Source organism: Streptomyces diastaticus subsp. diastaticus (genome assembly GCF_011170125.1).
Classification (GTDB): Bacteria; Actinomycetota; Actinomycetes; order Streptomycetales; family Streptomycetaceae; genus Streptomyces; species Streptomyces diastaticus.
Map to the genome: position 1 here is coordinate 904897 of NZ_BLLN01000005.1, position 18193 is coordinate 923089.

An 18193-nucleotide genomic window follows, 5' to 3' on the forward strand; every position below is an offset into this window, starting at 1 on the left:
CGCCTTGCTGTCGACGCCGGTGGGCCGTCGGCAGGCTACCGGTCCACCCCGAACGGCTGTTCCCGTGTCAGGGAATCCGGGCGGTCCACTCCTCGGTGGCGAACTTGGTGCGGGCCAGTTCCTCGGCGAGCGCCATCTCCCGGTCGGAGACGGCGCCTTCGGTGAGTCCGTAACGGTCGCCGAACGAGCCGATCATCCGGTCGATGACGTCGGCGCGGGAGAGGCCGGTCTGGCGGCGCAGCGGGTCGACGCGCTTCTTGGCGGAGGTGGTGCCCTTGTCGGACATCTTCTCCTTGCCGATCCGCAGTACGTCGAGCATCTTCTCCGCGTCGATGTCGTAGGACATGGTCACGTGGTGCAGGACGGCCCCCTCCCCGGCGACCACCCGCTTCTGCGCGGCGCCCGCGATCTTGCCCGCCTCGGTGGCGATGTCGTTGAGCGGCTGGTACCAGGCCTTGATCCCCATGTCGGCGAGGGCGCCGAGCACCCAGTCGTCGAGGTAGGCGTAGGAGTCGGCGAAGGAGAGGCCCGAGACGAGGGAGGCGGGGACGGAGAGGGAGTAGGTGATGGTGTTGCCCGGCTCCACGAACATCGCGCCGCCGCCGCTGATCCGGCGGACCACGCCGACACCGTGGCGGGCGGCGCCCTCGGGGTCGACCTCGTTGCGCAAGGACTGGAAGGAGCCGATGATCACGGCCGGGCCGCCCCACTCCCAGACCCGCAGCGTCGGCGGCCTGCGCCCCTCGGCGACCTCGGTGGTCAGCACCTCGTCCAGGGCCATCAGCAGGGCGGGCGACTGGGGCCCGGTGTGGATGAGCTGCCAGTCGTAGTCGGTCCAGTCGGTGGCGTGGGCCAGCGCGCGGCGGACGGCGACGGCCACGCCCTCGGCGGTGATGCCGTACATGACGGTGCCCTCCGGCAGCGCCGCCTCGACGCGGGCGGCGAGGCCGGTGGCGTCGGTGTCGGAGGGGACGCCCTCCAGTGCGGCGTCGATGGCGCCGAGCGCCTCGTCGGGTTCGAGGAAGAAGTCCCCCGCCACCTGGACGTTGCGCAGCACGCCGTGGTCGTCGTCGAGGTCGACCACGACCAGCTTGCCTCCGGGGACCTTGTACTCACCGTGCATCGCGTTCCGCCTCCAGCGCTCGTGACCCGCACATACGGTAACTCTGTCCCGTTTCGCCCGGAGCTCAGGGCCGCTCGGGCGGGGCCTGGCTGATGTCGTACTCCCAGGCGGTGGTCCCGAGCACCCCCTCCCCCACGTCGAGCCCGCCGGCCACCTCCACGGTCTGCGGGGGCGTCTGCCCGTCCGGCGCGACCCGCAGGTACGCGCCGAGCCCCTTTCCGGTGCGGGGGTCGACGGCCCAGTAGCGCCAGGCGAGGGTGGAGCGGGCGGACATGCCCGGATCGAGGACCAGGGGGCGGGGGCCGGGGTCTTCGGGCCCCATGGAGACGCGGCGGGTGCCCTCGACCACCTCGGTGCCCATCGGCTCCCGCTCCGTGTCGAGCACCTGGAGCGCGGGGTAGCCCTCCAGCCTCAGGGGCTCGGCGCCGCAGTTGTACAGGGCGACGGTGCCCACCCGCAGCCCCATCGCGGCGTCGGTGGCGCCCGCCTGGGCCCGGAAGCCGGAGTCCGGGCACCCTTCGGCGGCGGCCGGGTCGCCGGTGGCCGGGGACTCGGGGGCGGTCGGTCCCGGCGCCACGTCCCGTACGGGCGGCGGCGTCGGCGTCGGCCCGGCCGAGGGCGGGCGGGAGGTGCGCGCCGGGTCCACCTCGCGCTCCAGTTCGGCGGCGAGGCCGCAGCCGCTGAGCGACAGGGCCGGCACGAGGACGAGGAGCGGGAGGCGCACCCGGCGCGGGAGTCTCATGCGGGGATCATGCCGTACGGCCGGAGGGGCCCGGCGCCGGACTCCGGGCCCCTTAGGCCCGCCCGCGGCGCGGAGTTGACCGTCCGTCAGCTCAGGGCGGGGATGACGGTCGAGCCGTAGGCGTCGATGACCTCCTCGCGGGCGTCGTGCATGGCGTAGACGGCGAACTGATCGACGCCGAGGTCCCGCAGGGCACGCAGCCGCTCGATGTGCGCCTCGGGCGGGCCCAGCAGGCAGAACCGGTCGACGATCTCGTCCGGGACGAAGGCGGTGTCGGGGTTTCCGGCCCGTCCGTGGTGGGCGTAGTCGTATCCCTGCCGCTGCTCTACGTAGGCGGTCAGGGCCTCCGGGACCATGTCGGAGTGGGTGCCGTAGCGGGCCACGAGGTCGGCGACGTGGTTGCCGACCATGCCGCCGAACCAGCGGCACTGCTCCCGGGCGTGGCCCAGGTCGTCGCCGACGTAGGCGGGCGCCGCGACGCAGATCTTGACGGAGTCGGGGTCGCGTCCGGCCTCGGCGGCGGCGGTGCGGACGGCCTTGATCATCCACTCAGTGAGGAACGGGTCGGCGAGTTGCAGGATGAAACCGTCCCCGCGCCGCCCGGTCAGCGCGAGCGCCTTCGGCCCGTACGCGGCGATCCAGACGGGCAGCTTGCCTTCCTTGACCCACGGCAGCCGGATGGGTTCGCCGCCGACGGACGCCTCGCGCCCCTCGGCGAGATCGCGGATGGCGTCGACGGCCTCGCCCAGCCGGGCGAGGGTGTTGGGCGGGCGCCCGGCGACGCGCATGGCGGAGTCGCCGCGCCCGATTCCGCAGACGGTGCGGTTGCCGTACATGTCGTTGAGGGTGGCGAAGGTGGAGGCGGTCACCTCCCAGGTGCGGGTGGACGGGTTGGTGACCATCGGGCCGACGGTCAGCCTGCTGGTGTGCTCCAGAATGCGGCTGTGGATGACGAACGGCTCCTGCCAGAGCACGGCCGAGTCGAAGGTCCAGCCGTAGCGGAAGCCGTTGCGTTCGGCGCGGCGCATCAGCCCGACCACGGTCGACGCGGGGGGATCGGTCTGTAGAACGAGTCCGAAGTCCATGTCCAGCTCTCTCCTCGGTGACGGTGCGGGCGGTGGTGCCCGGTGGTCCGGGGCGTGGGCGGTCCCGGCGCGGCGGCGGGGACCGGCCGGACGCGGGGCGGCGACCGGTTCCGGTACGGCGCCGGCGGCCGGCGGCGGGAGGGGGCTCGGGCACGGACCCCGGGGCGGCGGCGTGGCGAGGGTCCGCGGCGGCGCGCTTCACAGTAGGCCGCGCGCGACGCCGCGCCGGGAGTCCGGGGGGCGCGTCGCCGAGGCCGGCCCGGAGGCGTCGCGGCACGGCCGGGAAGCCGGTAACACCGCACATGCCATGATCCCTCCGATCACGTGTGAATCACTGATCCATATGAATGAAGCGCCCGTTTCGCTCCGTGCGAACGCGGAGGAAACCGACAGACTCCCCCTGAAGCCCGCGACGTTCGTAGCGGGTGTGGCAGTTCCGAAAGGTTTCTCATGCGCAACCTCCTCAAGGCCGCGGCCGTCGGCGCCGTCGTCGCCCCCCTCGTCCTCGCCGGTGCCTCCGTGGCGGCCGCCTCCGACGGCCCGTCGTACGCCAAGCACACCGCGGTGGCCGGCCCGCACGGCGCGGCCTCGTCCTTCGTCCTCTCCGGCTTCCACGGCAAGCACGGCAAGCACGACCACGGCAAGAAGCGCAGCGCGGAGGGCAAGCACGGCCACGGCCACGGTCACGGCCCGAGCTACAAGAACGTCACCAAGTACGCGGGCCCCAAGGGCGCCTGGGTGAACAAGACGGCCAGCGGCGTCAAGGGCAAGGGCAAGCACGGCAAGGCGTACTACTACAACGACTTCAAGTTCGCCGGCCCCAAGGGCGCCGGCAGCAGCACCACCGCCTCGCACTCCTGATCCGCGCCCGGGCCGCCCGGCCCGGACCGTGAGCGGGACGCGGCAGCGGCCCCCCGGGACACCGTCCCGGGGGGCCGCGCCGTGCTCCCGCACGGGCGCGGCCGCCCTCCCCCGGGCGGGACTCAGCCGATGTACTGGCTGGTCCCCCTGGGCACGTACATCCCCTGGCCCGCGCGGCCGGTGTACCGGCCGCCGTCGATCACCGGGACGCCGCGGGAGAGCACGGTGCGCACCCGGCCGGTGATCCTCCTGCCCTCGTAGGGCGAGTAGTCGACGTTCATGTGGTGGGTCCCGGCCGACAGGGTCTGCTCGGCGTCCGGGTCGTAGAGGACGATGTCGGCGTCGGCGCCGGGGGCGATGGTGCCCTTCTTCGGGTACAGGCCGAACATCCGGGCCGGGGCCGCGCAGGCGATCTCGATCCAGCGTCGGCGGGTGATGTGGCCGTCGACCACGGCCTGGTGGAGCAGGTCCATGCGGTTCTCGACACCCGGCATCCCGTTGGGGATCTTCGAGAAGTCGTCGCGGCCCAGCTCCTTCTGCCCCTTGAAGCAGAACGGGCAGTGGTCGGTGGAGACCACCTGCAGGTCGTCGGTGCGCAGCCCCCGCCAGAGCGCGGCCTGGTGCTCCCTGGGACGCAGCGGCGTGGAGCAGACGTACTTGGCGCCCTCGAAGTCCGGTTCGGCGAGGTTGTCGGTGGAGAGGAAGAGGTACTGCGGGCAGGTCTCGCCGAAGACCGGCAGGCCCTGGTCGCGGGCGCGGGCCAGTTCGGCGACGGCCTCCTCCGCGGAGACGTGCACGACGTACACCGGGGCCCCGGCGACCTGGGCCAGCTTGATGACGCGGTGGGTGGCCTCGGCCTCCAGCAGGGCCTTGCGGACCTCGCCGTGGTGGCGCGGGTCGCGCTCGCCACGGGCCAGGGCCTGTTCGGCCAGGACGTCGATGGCGAGGCCGTTCTCGGCGTGCGTCATGACCAGGCCGCCGTTGGATGCGGCCTGCTGCATGGCGCGCAGGATCTGGCCGTCGTCGGAGAGGAAGACGCCCGGGTAGGCGGTGAACAGCTTGAACGAGGTGACGCCCTCGGCGACGAGGGCGTCCATCTCCTTCAGGGAGGCGGCGTTCACGTCCGACATGATCATGTGGAAGGCGTAGTCGACGGCGCACCGGCCGTCGGCCTTCGCGTGCCAGGCGTCGAGCCCCTCGCGCAGGGAGCCGCCCTTGGACTGGATGGCGAAGTCGACGATGGTGGTGGTGCCGCCCCAGGCGGCGGCCCGGGTGCCCGTCTCGAAGGTGTCGGACGCCTGGGTGCCGCCGAAGGGCATCTCCATGTGGGTGTGGACGTCGACACCGCCCGGGATCACGTACGTCCCGGTGGCGTCGATCTCGTGCTCGGCGCTCCAGCCGGCGGCCGCGTCGGTGCCGTGGGCGGCGAGGGCCGCCACCCGGCCGTTCTCGACGAGGACGTCGGCGTGCAGCTCGTCGGCGGCGGTGATGACGAGGCCGCCGCGGATGACCGTACGGTTCATGGGGTTCCCTCCGGTGCCGGGGCTGGGGACGGGCCGCCGGCCGCGGCAGGGCGGCCGGGGCGCGCGGGCGGCGCCGGGCGGGGCCTGACGGCGGCCCGCGCCCGGGTGCGTCCGGTGGAGCCGGTCAGGGCGCGGTGAGGCCCTCGTAGGCGTCGGGACGGCGGTCCCGGTAGAAGGCCCACTGGTTGCGGACCTCCTCGATCAGGCCGAAGTCGAGGTCGCGGACGACCAGTTCCTCGTCCTTGTCGTCGGCCGGGTCGCCGACGAACTGGCCCCGCGGGTCGACGAAGTAGCTGGTGCCGTAGAAGTCGTTGTCCCCGTACTCCTCCTGACCGACCCGGTTGATGGCCGCGACGAAGTACTCGTTGGCGACGGCGGCGGCGGGCTGCTCGAGCTGCCAGAGGTGGGCGGAGAGGCCGCGCGAGGTGGCGGAGGGGTTGTAGACGAGCTGGGCGCCGTTGAGGCCGAGCTGGCGCCAGCCCTCCGGGAAGTGCCGGTCGTAGCAGATGTAGACGCCGATCCGGCCGACGGCGGTGTCGAAGACGGGCCAGCCGAGGTTGCCGGGCCTGAAGTAGTACTTCTCCCAGAAGCCCTTGACCTGCGGGATGTGGTGCTTGCGGTACTTGCCGAGGTAGCTGCCGTCCGCATCGATGACGGCGGCGGTGTTGTAGTAGAAGCCCTCCTGCTCGACCTCGAAGACCGGCACCACGACGACCATGCCGGTCTCGCGGGCCAGCTCGCGCATCCGGGAGACGGTCGGGCCGTCGGGGACGGCCTCGGCCCAGCGGTAGTGCTCGGCCTCCTGGACCTGGCAGAAATAGGGGGCGTTGAAGACTTCCTGGAACCCGATCACCCGCGCTCCGGCGCGGGCCGCCTCACGGGCGTACTCCTCGTGCTTGGCGATCATGGATTCGGTGTCGCCCGTCCAGGTCGCCTGGACGAGTGCTGCGCGTACGACAGGGGCCATGGGGTGCTCCTTCGACCGGTCGTCAGCAAGGGCTTTCTACGCCCGTAGAAGGGACGTAGGAGGACGAACGTAAGCCTCCGGCAGGCGCGGGGCAAGACCATCTACGTCCACGTCCCGAGTCGGAGGCGTTCGGTACCCGTGCGGGCGCAGCGGCCCCAGGGGATTCGTGGGCGCTACGGTTCCGGTGAGGCCCTCGGCTGTCGCGAGGCGTGCGCCAGGTGCCCGTGGCGCTCCTGGAGGGCGGTCCGGGCCGCGCCCGGGGGCAGTGGGACGAACCGGCCCCCGGCCGCGCGGCGGCGCGGCGCGCTCCCGGCGGGCCCGCACGCCGTGCGGCTCGTGCGCCGGGAGGACCGCCACCCGGCCGGCCCGGGGGGGGGGGCGGGACGAGCCGCGAGCCCGGCCAGATGGTGTTGCGAAGACGGCTGCCGCGTCCGGGAGTTGCTCGCCCACGCCTCATCGCCCGCCCCACGGCCGAAGGCCGATGCTGCGGGGCTCCGGGCCAAAACCCTCAGGTCCGGCGCAGAACCGCACCGCAGGGCTCGGGCGGGTGCCGGGCGGGGAATCAGAATCAGAACGTGATGGCGATTCCCGTGTGCGGGCGCTTGCCGAGCCGGCCGATCAGCCCGCCGATGTCGAGGAGGTGGAACTGGAGCCGGTACTTGCGGCCGAAGCGCTTGCGGAGCCGCTTCAGCCCTTCGGCGTCCTCGACGAGGCGGGCCGTCCCCTCGGCGCGCGGGGCGTCCTCGGCGACCTTGCCGCGCACGTCGCAGACGGTGACGCGGACGCGGGGGTCGCGGCGGAGCCGCTTGATCTTCCAGGAGTCGCTGCGGGTCCAGACGTACAGGGTGTCGTCCTCGCGCACCGCCCAGACGGGGGTGGCGACGCCGGTGCCGTCCTTGCGGAAGGTGGTGAGGCTGACGTAGGGGGCTCGGCCCAGTTGGTCGAGGGTCGTGTCGGGGGTCATGGGGAGAGGGTAGGGCGCGTCGCGTCGCGGCGGCGCGCCCTGGGCGGCCCGCCCCTCCGGGTCCCGGTCCGTTTGCGGGGCCACGATCGGGTCAGTGAGCTAGGAGTACGACGTTCCGCTTTGTGAGAGGCCGCCGATGAACCGCACGCCCCGCTCCCCGCACCACCGCCCGCCCCGCGTACCGGCCGCCGCCCTGCTGGCCCTGGTGGTGCTGGGCGCGGCGGGCTGCTCCGACCGGAACGAACCGGAGACGGGGACGACGCCCGGTACCTCGCAGAGCGGCACGCCGAGCCCCTCGCCGACCCCCTCGGACGAGGAGACCGCCACTCCGATGGACGACGACGCGCGCGAGAACCAGGCGCTGCTCGCGGCCACCACCGTCTCCCTGGCCGAGGCCGTGAAGGCGGCGGGCGAGGATGAGCCGGACGGCCACCCGGTCGCGGTGGAGCTGGGCCGGACGGCGCGTAAGGCACCGCACTGGACGGTGACGCTCGCCGGGAAGGACGGCTCGGCCCTCGCCCGGCAGGTCGACGCGGCCTCGGGCGAGGTCTCCGACAGCCCCCGGGACGACCGGCCGGACGACGAGCGGGACGACCGCGAGGAGCGCAAGGCCCTCCTGGAGGAGGCGGAGACCGACGCGACGGAAGCGGCCGAGGCGGCCACCGACCGGCGCCCGGGCACGGCGACCAAGGCGGAGCTGGAGGAGTCGGACGGGACCGCGGTGTGGCGGGTGGACGTGGTCGACCAGGAGTCGTTCCGTACGACCGCGGTCGACGTGGACGCGGGTGACGGGCGTGTCCTGCGGGAGGACACCGCCGACTGACGGCCGGTCGGCTCAGCGCCGGTCCGGCCGGAGGACCAGCGCGGAACCGCCCCCGCGCCGCTCGGTCTCGGCGGCGGCCAGCCAGCGGCCGTCGGGCAGCCGCTGCACGGCGGTGGCGGCACCGATCTCGGAGCTCCGCCGGAAGGTGTGGCCGAGCGCCTCCAGCCGGGCCCGCGACGGGCTGTCCCACAGACCCGGCTCGATCTCGGTGGCGGCCGTGTTGCGCTGGCTGGCGCGGGGCGCGGCGATGGCGTCGACCAGCGGCAGACCCCGGTCGACGACGCCGGTGAGGGTCTGGAGCACGGTGGTGATGATGGTGGCACCACCGGGCGAACCGAGCGCCAGGACCGGCTTGCCGCCGTCCAGGACGAGGGTGGGCGCGATGGAGGAGCGCGGCCGTTTGCCGGGGCCGGGCAGGTTCGGGTCGGGGACGCCCGGGGTGGTCGGGGTGAAGGAGAAGTCGGTCAGTTCGTTGTTGAGCAGGAAGCCCCGCCCGGGCACGGTGATGCCGCTGCCGCCGGTCTGCTCGATCGTCAGCGTGTAGGCGACGACGTTGCCCCACCGGTCGGCGGTGGTCAGGTGGGTGGTGTTCTCCCCCTCGTACGTGGTGGGGGCGGGGGTGCCGCCCAAGGGGCAGCCGGCCGGGTCGCGGGGGTCGCCGGGGGCGAGCGGGCTCGTGAGCACGGCGTCGTCGCGGATCAGGCAGGCCCGGGAGGCGGCGAAGCGGGGGCTGAGGAGGCCGGCGGTGGGCACGTCGGAGAAGGCGGGGTCGCCGGCCCAGCGGTTGCGGTCGGCGAAGGCGATCCGGCTGGCCTCGATCATCCGGTGCAGGTAGCGCTCCTGGGAGGCGGCCTTCAGGTCGGTGCCCTCCAGGATGTTGAGGGCCTCACCCACGGTGGTGCCGCCGGAGGAGGACGGGGCGATCGAGGCGATGTCCAGGCCGCGGTAGCGGGTGCGGGTCGGCGCGTGCCGCTCGGTGCGGTAGCGGGCGAGGTCGGCCGCGGTGAGGCCGCCGGGGCGCACCACGCGGTCGGCGGCGGGGTCGACCGGCGGCTTGTTGACGGTGCGGACGATGTCGCGGGCGAGCGGACCCCGGTAGAGGGCGCCGACGCCCTTGCGGCCCAGCTCCGCGTAAGTGCGGGCCAGGTCCGGGTTGCGGAAGGTGGAGCCGGTCTCGGGGAGTTTCCCGCCGGGCAGGAAGAGTTTCGCGCTGGCGGGGAAGTCGGCGAACCGGGCCTGGTTGTCGGCGGTCTGCGAGCGGAAGGTCTCGTCCACGGTGAAACCGTCGCGCGCCAGGCGCTCGGCGGGCTTCAGCAGCTCGCCGAGGGGCTTGCTGCCCCAGTGGTCGAGCAGGGTGCGCCAGGTGGCCGGGGTGCCGGGGGTGCCGACGCCGAGGCCGCTGGTGACGGCTTCGGCGAAGGGGATGGGCCTGCCCTCCTCCAGGAAGAGGCCGGGCCCGGCGCTGCGGGGCGCGGTCTCGCGGCCGTCGACGGTCTGCACGGTGCCGGTCCGGGCGTCGTAGAGCACGGCGTATCCGCCACCGCCGATGCCGGCCGAGTACGGCTCGGTGACGCCGAGCGCGGCGGCGGTGGCGACGGCCGCGTCCACGGCGTTGCCGCCCCGGCGCAGCACCTCGATGCCCGCAGCGGAGGCGTCCAGGTCGACGCTGGAGACGGCGCCGCCGTGGCCGACCGCGACGGGGCTCTTGGCGGGCGCCGCCCGCTCGGGTGCCCGCTCGCCGGGCGGCGCGGCGGCTCCCACCGAGAGCATCGCGACGGCGAGAGCGCAGAGCGAGAGCCCGCGGGTCCGGGACGGACGCATTACTACCTCCAGTCAGCAGCCGTCCGCGCAGCGTAACTTCACCGGCGGCGGGCCACCAGGACGCCTCAAGGGCGCCGGTCGCGGCCCGGAGCGTCATGCGCGCCCGCGCCCGAGTGCCGGGATTGCGCTGAGTGGCCGTACCTGGTCGCCCGGGCCGCCTGGATGGCCTGCAATGGAAGCCGAACGCCCCTCGGGGGAGCGGACCGCTGCCCGTCCCACGGTCCGCTCGCCCGTTCCGCCCCTCGCTCGGCGGTCCCGCCGAGCGGCCGTACGAGAAAGGACGTCGCGCCATGCAGCACGACGAGTTGATCGGAAAGGTCCAGGCGGCGGCGCGGCTGCCGGGCCGGGGCCCCGCCGAGCGGGTCACCCAGGCGGTGCTGGCCACGCTGGGCGAGCGGCTGCCGGCCGGGCTCGCGAGGAACATGGCGTCCCAGCTCCCGCCCGAACTGGCCGCCTCGGTCCAGCAGTCGCCGGGCGCCCAGGCCGGCGCCGGCCCCTCGGACAGCGCGGCCGAGCGGTTCGACCTGACCACGTTCGCCGGGCGGATCGCCGTCCGCGCGGGGACCAACGAGGACACGGCCCTGCGGGACGCCGCCGCCGTACTGGAGGTGCTCGACGCCGCGCTCGCGCCGGAGGTCATGGAGCACCTGACCGCCGCCCTGCCCGCGGACATCGGCACGCTGCTGCCGGCCGTCCGCGCCACCGAGGAGCCCGGGGACTCCGGGGCGGCGGAGTGAGGGGGGATCACCGGCGCGCCGGGGTGTGACCCTCCCTGGTCCGGGGCGGGCCGGCGTGGTGCGGCTGACCGCCACGGGGCCGGTCACGCGTCGGGGGCCGGGGGCCGGCAGGCGTTCAGGGCCTCGGCGACCTCCTCGTCGGCCACCTGCGGGAACTCCTCGTACCAGAGGCTCACCGCCCCGAAGGCCGGCGGCTGCTCCAGGCAGACGACCTCGTCGGCCTCCGCGCGCAGTGCGGCGGCGGCCTCGGGCGCGCCGACGGGGACGGCGAGGACCAGCCGGGCCGGTTCCCGGCCGCGCAGATGGCGGAGGGCGGCGCGCGCGGTGGCCCCGGTGGCCAGCCCGTCGTCGACGAGGATCACGGCCCGGCCCGCGACCTCCGGCGTCGCGCGGTCGCCGCGGTAGAGCAGGGCGCGGCGCCGCAGCTCCGCCCGCTCCCGGGCCGCCTCGGGGGCCAGTCGTTCCTCGTCGAGGCCGAGCGCCGCCAGGGCCCGCGGGTCGTAGAGCGGCGGATCGTCGCCGACGACAGCGCCGACACCGGTCTCCGGGCGGCCGGGAACGCCGATCTTCCGCACGATCAGCACGTCGAGCGGCGCGCCGAGGCTCCGGGCGACCTCCACCGCCACGGGGACGCCGCCGCGGGGCAGCGCGAGTACGAGCGGCCGGGGAAGCTCCTGGCCGGACGCCCACTCCGCCAGCCGGGTGCCGAGCCGACGGCCCGCCTCCAGCCGATCTGTGAACCCCATGGGCTGTACCTGCCTTCCTCACATCCTCCGCGTCCTCCGCGGCCTCCGGGCGCCCGGAGGTACGGCGCCGTCGGCTCTCCCTCTGCTCCGGAGCGGCCGCCGCCGGACGAGCCCGGGGCAGACGGCGGCCGCGTGCGGTCACTCGGCGTCGAAGACGGCCTTCTGCACCTCGTCCGGCCCCTCGAACCGGTCGGCCCGCACCGAGGAGAGCTTGTCGACGACACCCGCACCGGCGCCGTTGTCCCGGGCGCGCGTGACGAGGTCCTCGCGACTGGCGGGATAGCTGGCGCCGTGAAGGGCCTTCTGCAAGTCGATCGGGCTCAGTTCTGCCACGGTGATCCCTCGATTCTCTGTGTGCCGCGCCGCCCGCTGGGTACGGCTGCGGCATTGCCTCGGACACGGGAGTGACACCACACGTCTCCGGGTGGGCCCGCGCCGCTCCTTGCCTTCCACGGGCGAGGGGGGACGAAGCGGGGTTCGCCCTTTTCACCCCCGCTCGGGCGGGGCGGCGCACCGTTCGGGTGCTGTGGGACCGGCGGTCCGTCCGGGCTTGGTGCCAGGGAGGAGGCCGGCCCCCGCTCGCCTGCCGGCAGCGGCGGGCTTCCGCGCACATCCGGCGGGGGCCGTGCCTGCGGTGGCTCCGGCACTCGCCCCCGCGGGCCTCGCGGACGGCGGCGCACGCCGGAAGCACCGCCCGGGAGGTCTCGGTGTCGCCGGTCAGCGCGGGCGGCGGTGGCGGCACGGCCGACGGCGCGGCCGGCGTCGGTGCGCACACACCCGGCCGGCTCAGGTACCGGCCCCTCCCTCGGACAGGCGTCCGCCCGGGTGGCGGCAGCCTGGACGCGGGCGGGACGGACTCCGGTGCGGCCGAGCGGCTTCCCCTGGTCCGCGCCGCCCAGGCCGGCGGGGTACGCGTCCGGCATCTCCCCGGCCGGCGCGGTCACCGGTCCCTTTCGGGGGCGGAATGGTGCTGGGGCACGACGCCGGTTCGCGCGTCATCCGGCGCCGCGCCGCGCCCGGGGTGATCCGCGCGTCACCCCGAGGGCGGGGCCCGCGGCGACTCCCGCAGCCGCCGTCGCGCCGACCGCTTACGCTGGCAGGGCACGCGTGTCCGCACGTCCGGCAGCGGTGGCGGGGCGCGGACCACAGGCTCCGCGCACCCGGCCGGGCCGGGCACAGGACTGGTGGAGGTGAACGGCATGCCAGGACGCCAGGAACTCCCTTCCACCCTGCGCCGCTCGCCCGACGGGGCGCAGCGCACGTGGGCCGAGGCGCACGACTCGGCGGTGCAGGAGTACGGCGAGGGGCGGCGCGCCCATCAGGTCGCCTACGGCGCGCTGAAGCATTCGTACGAGAAGGTGGGCGACCACTGGGAACGCAAGCAGGGCGGCCGCCGCGGCCCCTCGGACCCGCGGTCGGCCCGGCCCCGGCAGCAGGGCGGCCGCAGCGGCCAGGGCGTGGACGAGCAGGCGAGCAAGACGCACCTGTACGACCTCGCCCGCAGGCTGGACGTGCCCGGCCGGTCCTCGATGAGCAAGCCGGAACTGCTGGACGCGATCCGCAAGGCGAACGCCCGGCAGACCCGCGAGGCCCGCTGACCCCGGCACGCAAGGGGCCCTTCTCCCAGGGTGGAGAAGGGCCCCTTCCGTGTGCGGGCGGTCGGCGGGCCGGTGTTCCGGAGGGCACACCCGCAATCGTTACTCGTGCGTAACCCACCAGCCGGTTACCCCCGGTAAGCCGTACGGCTTACCGTCGGGTCACTTGTCCTGCCCGCAGCGAGGAGTGACCCATGAGACGCCCCCGCCCCGCCCTCACCACCACCGCGGCCTGCGCGCTGACGGCCGCGCTCGCCGTCGGCACCTTGTCCGCGCCCGCCCAGGCCGCGCCCGCGGACCCCGTTCCGGCCGACACCACGGCGGGGGGCCTGCGGTTCGTCGACATCACCGGAGCGGACGGCACCGTCCTCAAGGCCAACGTGGTCACGCCCGCCAGGGCCGCCGCAGGTGACCGCCATCCGGTGATCGTCCTGCCGACCAGTTGGGCGGTGCCGCAGGTCGAGTACCTGGCGCAGGCCACTCAGCTCGCCGACTCCGGCTACGTGGTGGTCAGTTACAACTCGCGCGGCTTCTGGCAGTCCGGCGGTGAGATCGAGGTGGCCGGTCCGCAGGACATCGCCGACGCCTCCGCCGTCGTCGACTGGGCCCTCGCCAACACCCCTGCCGACCCGGAGCGGGTGGGCATGGCCGGCGTCTCGTACGGCGCGGGGATCAGCCTGCTCGCCGCCGCCCACGACCCGCGGATCAAGACGGTCGCGGCGCTCAGCGGCTGGGCCGACCTCATCGACTCCATCTACAGCGGCCGCACCCAGCACCTCCAGGCCGCCCTGCTGCTGGGCGGCTCGGGCCTGCTCACCGGACGTCCGAGCGCCGAACTCAAGCAGATCCTCGGCGACTTCCTCGGCTCCAAACTCGACAAGGAGCAGGAGATGATCGACTGGGGGAAGAAGCGCTCCCCCGCCACCCACCTCGACGCCCTCAACGCCAACGGCACCGCCGTGATGCTCGGCAACGCCTGGGGCGACAGCCTCTTCCCGCCCAATCAGTACGCCGACTTCTACGAGAAGCTGACCGGCCCCAAGCGGCTGGAGTTCCGTCCCGGCGACCACGCCACCTCGGAGGCCACCGGCCTGCTCGGCCTGCCCAACGACACCTGGACCTCGGCCCGCCGCTGGTTCGACCACCACCTCAAGGGCGAGGACAACGGCGTCGACGGCGAGCTGCCGGTCCGCGTCAAGTCCCGGTCCACCGGCGCGTACGAGAGCTACCCGGACTGGAAGTCGGTCGGCGCCGACAGCCGCAAGATCGACCTCGCCGGCACCCACACGATCCGCGCCAACGTCGACTCGGGCGCCAACGGCGGGATCATCTTCCTCACCAACATCCTCGACCAGTTGATCCGCACGCCTCCGATGGCCTCGATGCCGCTGCTCCCCCGCCGGTACGCAGCGGTCTGGCAGTCCGAGCGGTACAGCGGCGGGGCGGCCGTGCGCGGGACGCCCGAACTGCACACCACGGTGACGCCGACGAAGAGCAGCGGCACCTTCGTGGCCTACCTGTACGACGTGGGGCCGCTCGGCGTCGGCAAACTGGTGACGCACGCGCCGTACACCTTCCACGACCGCGAGCCGGGCCGGCCGTTCGCCGTGGACCTGGAGCTGTACTCCACGGCCTACGACGTCCCGGCCGGTCACCGGCTCGCCGTCGTCGTCGACACCGTCGACCCGCTGTACATCGAGCACAACCCGTCCGGCGCGCAGCTGACCTTCTCCTCGCCTGCGGACGACCCGGGTCACGTGTCGGTCCCGGTCCGCGAGAAGTGATCTCCGGCTGCTGCCGGGCAGGCCGGGGGCGGGGCGCCCCGGGTCGGCCCGCTACCGTTCGCCCGGCAGCAGCCCTCCCGGCTCAGGCCGGGTGACGGCGGCCGCCTCGGCCTTCGGGTTGCGGCGCTGCCTGCGGGACACCCACTGGGCGAACCACGAGAGCAGCATGCACATCCCGATGTAGATCGGCGAGATCACCATCACCACGGGGATGAAGGGCAAATCGTAGTCGAGGTTCGAGGCGATGAGTTTTCCGGCGTGGAGGAACTCCTCGTAGGTGATGAGGTAGCCGAGCGAGGTGTCCTTCAGCGCGACCACCAACTGGCTGATGATGGCCGGCAGCATGGCGCGCAGCGCCTGCGGGGCGAGGACGTGCACCATGACCTGGGTCTTGCGCATGCCCAGCGCGTACGCGGCCTCGCGCTGGCCCTTGTCGACGGAGTTGACGCCGGAGCGGAAGACCTCGGCGAGGACCGAGCCGTTGTAGAGGGTCAGGCCGGTGACCAGGGCGGGCAGCGCGTGCACCTGGAGCGCCACGAAGACGAAGAAGATCATCACCAGCACCGGCATGGCCCGGAAGAACTCCACGATCACCGTCGCCACCCAGCGCACGGGCCGGTGTTCGGAGAGCCTGCCGACGGCCAGGACACCGCCGAGGACGAGGGAGAGCACCGAGGCGTACGCGAACGCCTTGAGGGTGTTGCCCAGTCCGCGCAGCAGCAGTTCCTGGATACCGGTGTAGGCGAAGGGGCGCCACTTCACGGTGGTGAACTGCTCGGTGTCGAAGAGGAGATACAGCACGCAGCCGTGGACCACGAGGATCACCAGGACGGCGAGGACGCTGAAGATCCGGTGGCGCTTGCGGGCCTTGGGGCCGGGGATGTCGTAGAGAGCCGAGGGCTCCTGGTCGGTCCTGGCGGTCATCGGGCGACTCCCCAGCGCTTCTCCATGAGGTGGAAGAGGGCGCTGATGGTGAGGGTGATGATGAGGTAGCCGAGCGCGATCCAGACGAAGGTCCAGATGATGTTGTAGCCCAGCTCGCTGAGGGTGCGGTAGGTGCCGAGGAGTTCGGTGACGCTGAACGCCCCGGCGATGGCGGAGTTCTTGGCCAGCGCGATCAGCGTCGAGCCGACCGGCGCGATCACCGAACGGAACGCCTGCGGCAGCACCACGGCGGAGAGGGTCTGGCCGAAGGTCATGCCGAGGCTGCGGGCCGCCTCCCCCTGGCCGCGCGGCACGGTGTTGATGCCCGAGCGGAGCGCCTCGCAGACGAAGGCCGAGGTGTAGCAGCCCAGCGCCAGGACGGCGAAGAGCTGGAAGGGCAGGGCGAGGCCGAAGCGCGGCAGACCGAGCAGGACGGCGAAGAACAGCAGGGTGAGCGGGGTGTTGCGCAGGACCGTCACCCAGGCCGTGCCGAAGAAGCGCAGGGAGCCGATCGGCGCCACCCGGAAGGAGGCCATCAGAAAGCCGAGGGCCAGGGCGAGCAGCGAGGCGTAGACGGTGAGTTCGACGGTACCGAGGAAGCCTCTGCCGTAGGTGGAGAAGTTGTCGGTCAGGACGTTCATGATGTCCGCCCTCCTCAGCCGGCCGGATAGCGGTCGATGGCGGGCGGCTTCGGCGCCGGGACGCCGGAGAGGCCGAGCGTCGCGTCGTACGCCGCCTTCCAGTAGCCCTTGCGCTCACCCTCCTGGAGGGCGTCGTCGATGGCGAGGCGCAGCGCGTTGTCGGAGCGCAGCACGCCGATGCCGTACGGCTCCTCGGAGAAGGGCTTGCCGACGACCTTGAGTTCGTCGGGGACCTTGGCGGCGTAGCCGAGCAGGATGGCGTCGTCGGTGGTGACCGCGTCGACCTGGTAGGTCAGCAGGTTGTCCACGCAGATCGAGTAGGTGTCGTAGGAGACGAGCACGGCTTTCGGGTACTCCTCCTGCATCCGCTGGTACGGCGTGGAGCCGGCGGCGGAGCAGACGCGTTTGCCGTCGAGGTCCTGCGGCCCTTCGATGCCCTCCTCGTCGGCGCGGACCAGCAGGCCCTGCCCGGCGATGTAGTAGGGACCGGCGAAGCCGACGAGCCGTTTGCGGTTGTCGTTGATGGTGTAGGTGCCCACGTAGTAGTCGATCTGGCCGTTCTGGAGGGCGGTCTCGCGGTTGGCGGAGGCGATGGTGGTGAAGCGGACGCGGTTCTCGGCGAAGCCGAGGTAGGCGCCGACCATCTTGGCGATCTCGATGTCGAACCCGGTGTAGCCGCCGCCCGCCGGGTCCTTCTCGCCCAGGTACGGCTGGTCCTCCTTGGCGCCGACGACCAGGGAGCCCCGGGACTTGGCCCGGCGCCAGGTCGGCGACTCGGGGAGGCGGAAACCGGTGTCCACGCGGTAGTCGGGCAACTGGTCGGCCCGGGGGCCCTTCACCGGGGGGCTGCCCTCCTTGCCGCAGGCGGCCGCCAGGGCGAGGAGGAGCAGGAGCCCGAGGGCCGTCAGGCGGGTGGCGTGGCGGGGGCGGCGGATACGGGTCGCGTACGTCATGGCGTCGCCCCCTCAGTGCTTGAGGATCTTGGAGAGGAAGTCCTTGGCCCGCTCGCTCTCCGGGTCGCTGAAGAAATCCTCGGGGGTGCGGTCCTCGACGACGCGTCCGCCGTCCATGAAGACGACCCGGTTGGCGGCTGAGCGGGCGAACCCCATCTCGTGGGTGACGACCACCATGGTCATCCCGTCCCGGGCGAGTTGCTGCATCACCTCCAGCACCTCGGTGATCATCTCGGGGTCGAGCGCGGAGGTCGGCTCGTCGAAGAGGAGCGCCTTGGGGTCCATGGCCAGCGCCCGCGCGATGGCGACGCGCTGCTGCTGCCCGCCGGAGAGCTGGGCGGGGAGCTTGTCGGCGTGGTCGGCGAGGCCGACCCGCTCCAGGAGTTCACGCGAGCGCCGGTCGGCGTCGGGCCGTTTGCGGGAGCGCACCTTCATCTGGGCCAGCGAGACGTTCTGGAGCACGGTCTTGTGCGCGAAGAGGTTGAAGGCCTGGAAGACCATGCCCACCTCGGCGCGGAGCCCGGCGAGCGCCTTCCCCTCTTCCGGCAGCGGCTGCCCGTCGAGTCTGATGGTGCCGGACTGGATGGTCTCCAGCCGGTTGACGGTGCGGCAGAGAGTGGACTTCCCCGACCCGGAGGGACCGATGACCACGACGACCTCTCCCCTGCCGACGGTGAGGTTGATGTCCTTCAGGACGTGCAGGTCGCCGTAGTACTTGTTCACGTCGTGCAACTCGATCAACGGATCGACAGCCATGCCCAGCTCTACCCACTTCCAGCGGTGTCGGTCCGCGCAAACTATCCAGCGCCTCTCGGGGCCGGACAAACGACACGCACAGGGCGGGATTAACCGTATTTGCCCATCCTCGGACCGCCGGCCGGCGGATGCGGCGGGGCGCGCCGGG

At 73.3% G+C, this 18193-nt stretch carries 18 protein-coding genes; 5 read left to right on the forward strand and 13 right to left on the reverse strand.

The features are described 5' to 3' along the window. Positions 1–67 precede the first annotated feature (67 nt). The 3 genes from lplAB to Sdia_RS21520 form a co-directional block, all read right to left on the reverse strand. Positions 68–1123, reverse strand: a complete 1056-nt coding sequence (gene lplAB, locus Sdia_RS21510) for a lipoate-protein ligase LplAB (protein ID WP_100453552.1) — start codon at positions 1121–1123, stop codon at positions 68–70. Positions 1124–1187: 64 nt separating this feature from the next. Further along, positions 1188–1865 (reverse strand): DUF4232 domain-containing protein, encoded by a 678-nt coding sequence (locus tag Sdia_RS21515; RefSeq protein ID WP_229830323.1) that lies wholly within the window; start codon positions 1863–1865, stop codon positions 1188–1190. A gap of 86 nt (positions 1866–1951) precedes the next feature. Further along, a complete protein-coding gene (locus Sdia_RS21520; RefSeq protein ID WP_100453551.1) occupies positions 1952–2950 on the reverse strand; it encodes a TIGR03842 family LLM class F420-dependent oxidoreductase in 999 nt (332 codons plus the stop codon). 450 nt (positions 2951–3400) lie between these two features. Here Sdia_RS21520 and Sdia_RS21525 point away from each other — a divergent pair, with 450 nt between their 5' ends. Beyond that, positions 3401–3811, forward strand: a complete 411-nt coding sequence (locus tag Sdia_RS21525) for a hypothetical protein (RefSeq protein ID WP_115069222.1) — start codon at positions 3401–3403, stop codon at positions 3809–3811. 122 nt (positions 3812–3933) lie between these two features. On the opposite strand, the gene hydA is transcribed toward Sdia_RS21525, so the two are convergent. From hydA to Sdia_RS21540, 3 genes are all read right to left on the reverse strand, one after another. After that, positions 3934–5334 carry a dihydropyrimidinase gene (hydA, locus tag Sdia_RS21530; RefSeq protein ID WP_189499856.1) on the reverse strand — a complete coding sequence of 467 codons (1401 nt, stop codon included), beginning with the start codon at positions 5332–5334 and terminating at the stop codon, positions 3934–3936. 124 nt (positions 5335–5458) lie between these two features. Continuing rightward, positions 5459–6301 (reverse strand): nitrilase-related carbon-nitrogen hydrolase, encoded by an 843-nt coding sequence (locus Sdia_RS21535; RefSeq protein ID WP_100453548.1) that lies wholly within the window; start codon positions 6299–6301, stop codon positions 5459–5461. Between the two features lie 568 nt (positions 6302–6869). Beyond that, positions 6870–7265: a PPOX class F420-dependent oxidoreductase gene (locus Sdia_RS21540; protein WP_115069220.1), complete on the reverse strand. Its 396-nt coding sequence runs from the start codon at positions 7263–7265 to the stop codon at positions 6870–6872. A gap of 136 nt (positions 7266–7401) precedes the next feature. On the opposite strand from Sdia_RS21540, the gene Sdia_RS21545 reads away from it, so the two are divergent. Beyond that, complete coding sequence (locus Sdia_RS21545; RefSeq protein WP_189399489.1) at positions 7402–8088, forward strand: PepSY domain-containing protein; 687 nt, start codon at positions 7402–7404, stop codon at positions 8086–8088. A gap of 12 nt (positions 8089–8100) precedes the next feature. On the opposite strand, the gene ggt is transcribed toward Sdia_RS21545, so the two are convergent. Further along, positions 8101–9909, reverse strand: a complete 1809-nt coding sequence (gene ggt / locus Sdia_RS21550) for a gamma-glutamyltransferase (protein ID WP_115069218.1) — start codon at positions 9907–9909, stop codon at positions 8101–8103. Between the two features lie 290 nt (positions 9910–10199). On the opposite strand from ggt, the gene Sdia_RS21555 reads away from it, so the two are divergent. Continuing rightward, positions 10200–10646 (forward strand): DUF2267 domain-containing protein, encoded by a 447-nt coding sequence (locus tag Sdia_RS21555; protein ID WP_115069217.1) that lies wholly within the window; start codon positions 10200–10202, stop codon positions 10644–10646. Between the two features lie 83 nt (positions 10647–10729). Here the strand turns inward: Sdia_RS21555 and Sdia_RS21560 are convergent, their stop codons facing one another. Together Sdia_RS21560 and Sdia_RS21565 are read right to left on the reverse strand one after the other, a co-directional pair. Beyond that, positions 10730–11392 carry a phosphoribosyltransferase gene (locus Sdia_RS21560; protein ID WP_115069216.1) on the reverse strand — a complete coding sequence of 221 codons (663 nt, stop codon included), beginning with the start codon at positions 11390–11392 and terminating at the stop codon, positions 10730–10732. Between the two features lie 138 nt (positions 11393–11530). After that, entirely contained in the window at positions 11531–11725 is a 195-nt protein-coding gene (locus tag Sdia_RS21565) for a DUF2795 domain-containing protein (RefSeq protein ID WP_100453542.1), read from the reverse strand. A gap of 866 nt (positions 11726–12591) precedes the next feature. Between Sdia_RS21565 and Sdia_RS21570 the strand changes: the two genes are divergently transcribed. Together Sdia_RS21570 and Sdia_RS21575 are read left to right on the forward strand one after the other, a co-directional pair. After that, the gene (locus Sdia_RS21570; protein WP_100454324.1) at positions 12592–12990 is read left to right on the forward strand and encodes a ChaB family protein; all 399 of its coding nucleotides are present in this window, start codon (positions 12592–12594) and stop codon (positions 12988–12990) included. A gap of 191 nt (positions 12991–13181) precedes the next feature. Then, entirely contained in the window at positions 13182–14771 is a 1590-nt protein-coding gene (locus tag Sdia_RS21575) for a CocE/NonD family hydrolase (protein WP_100453541.1), read from the forward strand. A 51-nt stretch (positions 14772–14822) separates the two neighbouring features. Here the strand turns inward: Sdia_RS21575 and Sdia_RS21580 are convergent, their stop codons facing one another. From Sdia_RS21580 to Sdia_RS21595, 4 genes are read right to left on the reverse strand one after another with little or no spacing between them, the layout of a single operon-like run. Then, positions 14823–15695 (reverse strand): amino acid ABC transporter permease, encoded by an 873-nt coding sequence (locus Sdia_RS21580; protein WP_100453540.1) that lies wholly within the window; start codon positions 15693–15695, stop codon positions 14823–14825. Beyond that, entirely contained in the window at positions 15692–16336 is a 645-nt protein-coding gene (locus Sdia_RS21585; RefSeq protein ID WP_100453539.1) for an amino acid ABC transporter permease, read from the reverse strand. Before Sdia_RS21585 ends, Sdia_RS21580 begins: the two co-directional genes overlap by 4 nt. Positions 16337–16350: 14 nt before the next feature. Next, a complete protein-coding gene (locus Sdia_RS21590) occupies positions 16351–17289 on the reverse strand; it encodes a glutamate ABC transporter substrate-binding protein (protein ID WP_100453538.1) in 939 nt (312 codons plus the stop codon). 12 nt (positions 17290–17301) lie between these two features. Continuing rightward, the gene (locus Sdia_RS21595) at positions 17302–18045 is read right to left on the reverse strand and encodes an amino acid ABC transporter ATP-binding protein (protein WP_100453537.1); all 744 of its coding nucleotides are present in this window, start codon (positions 18043–18045) and stop codon (positions 17302–17304) included. Positions 18046–18193: the final 148 nt, after the last annotated feature.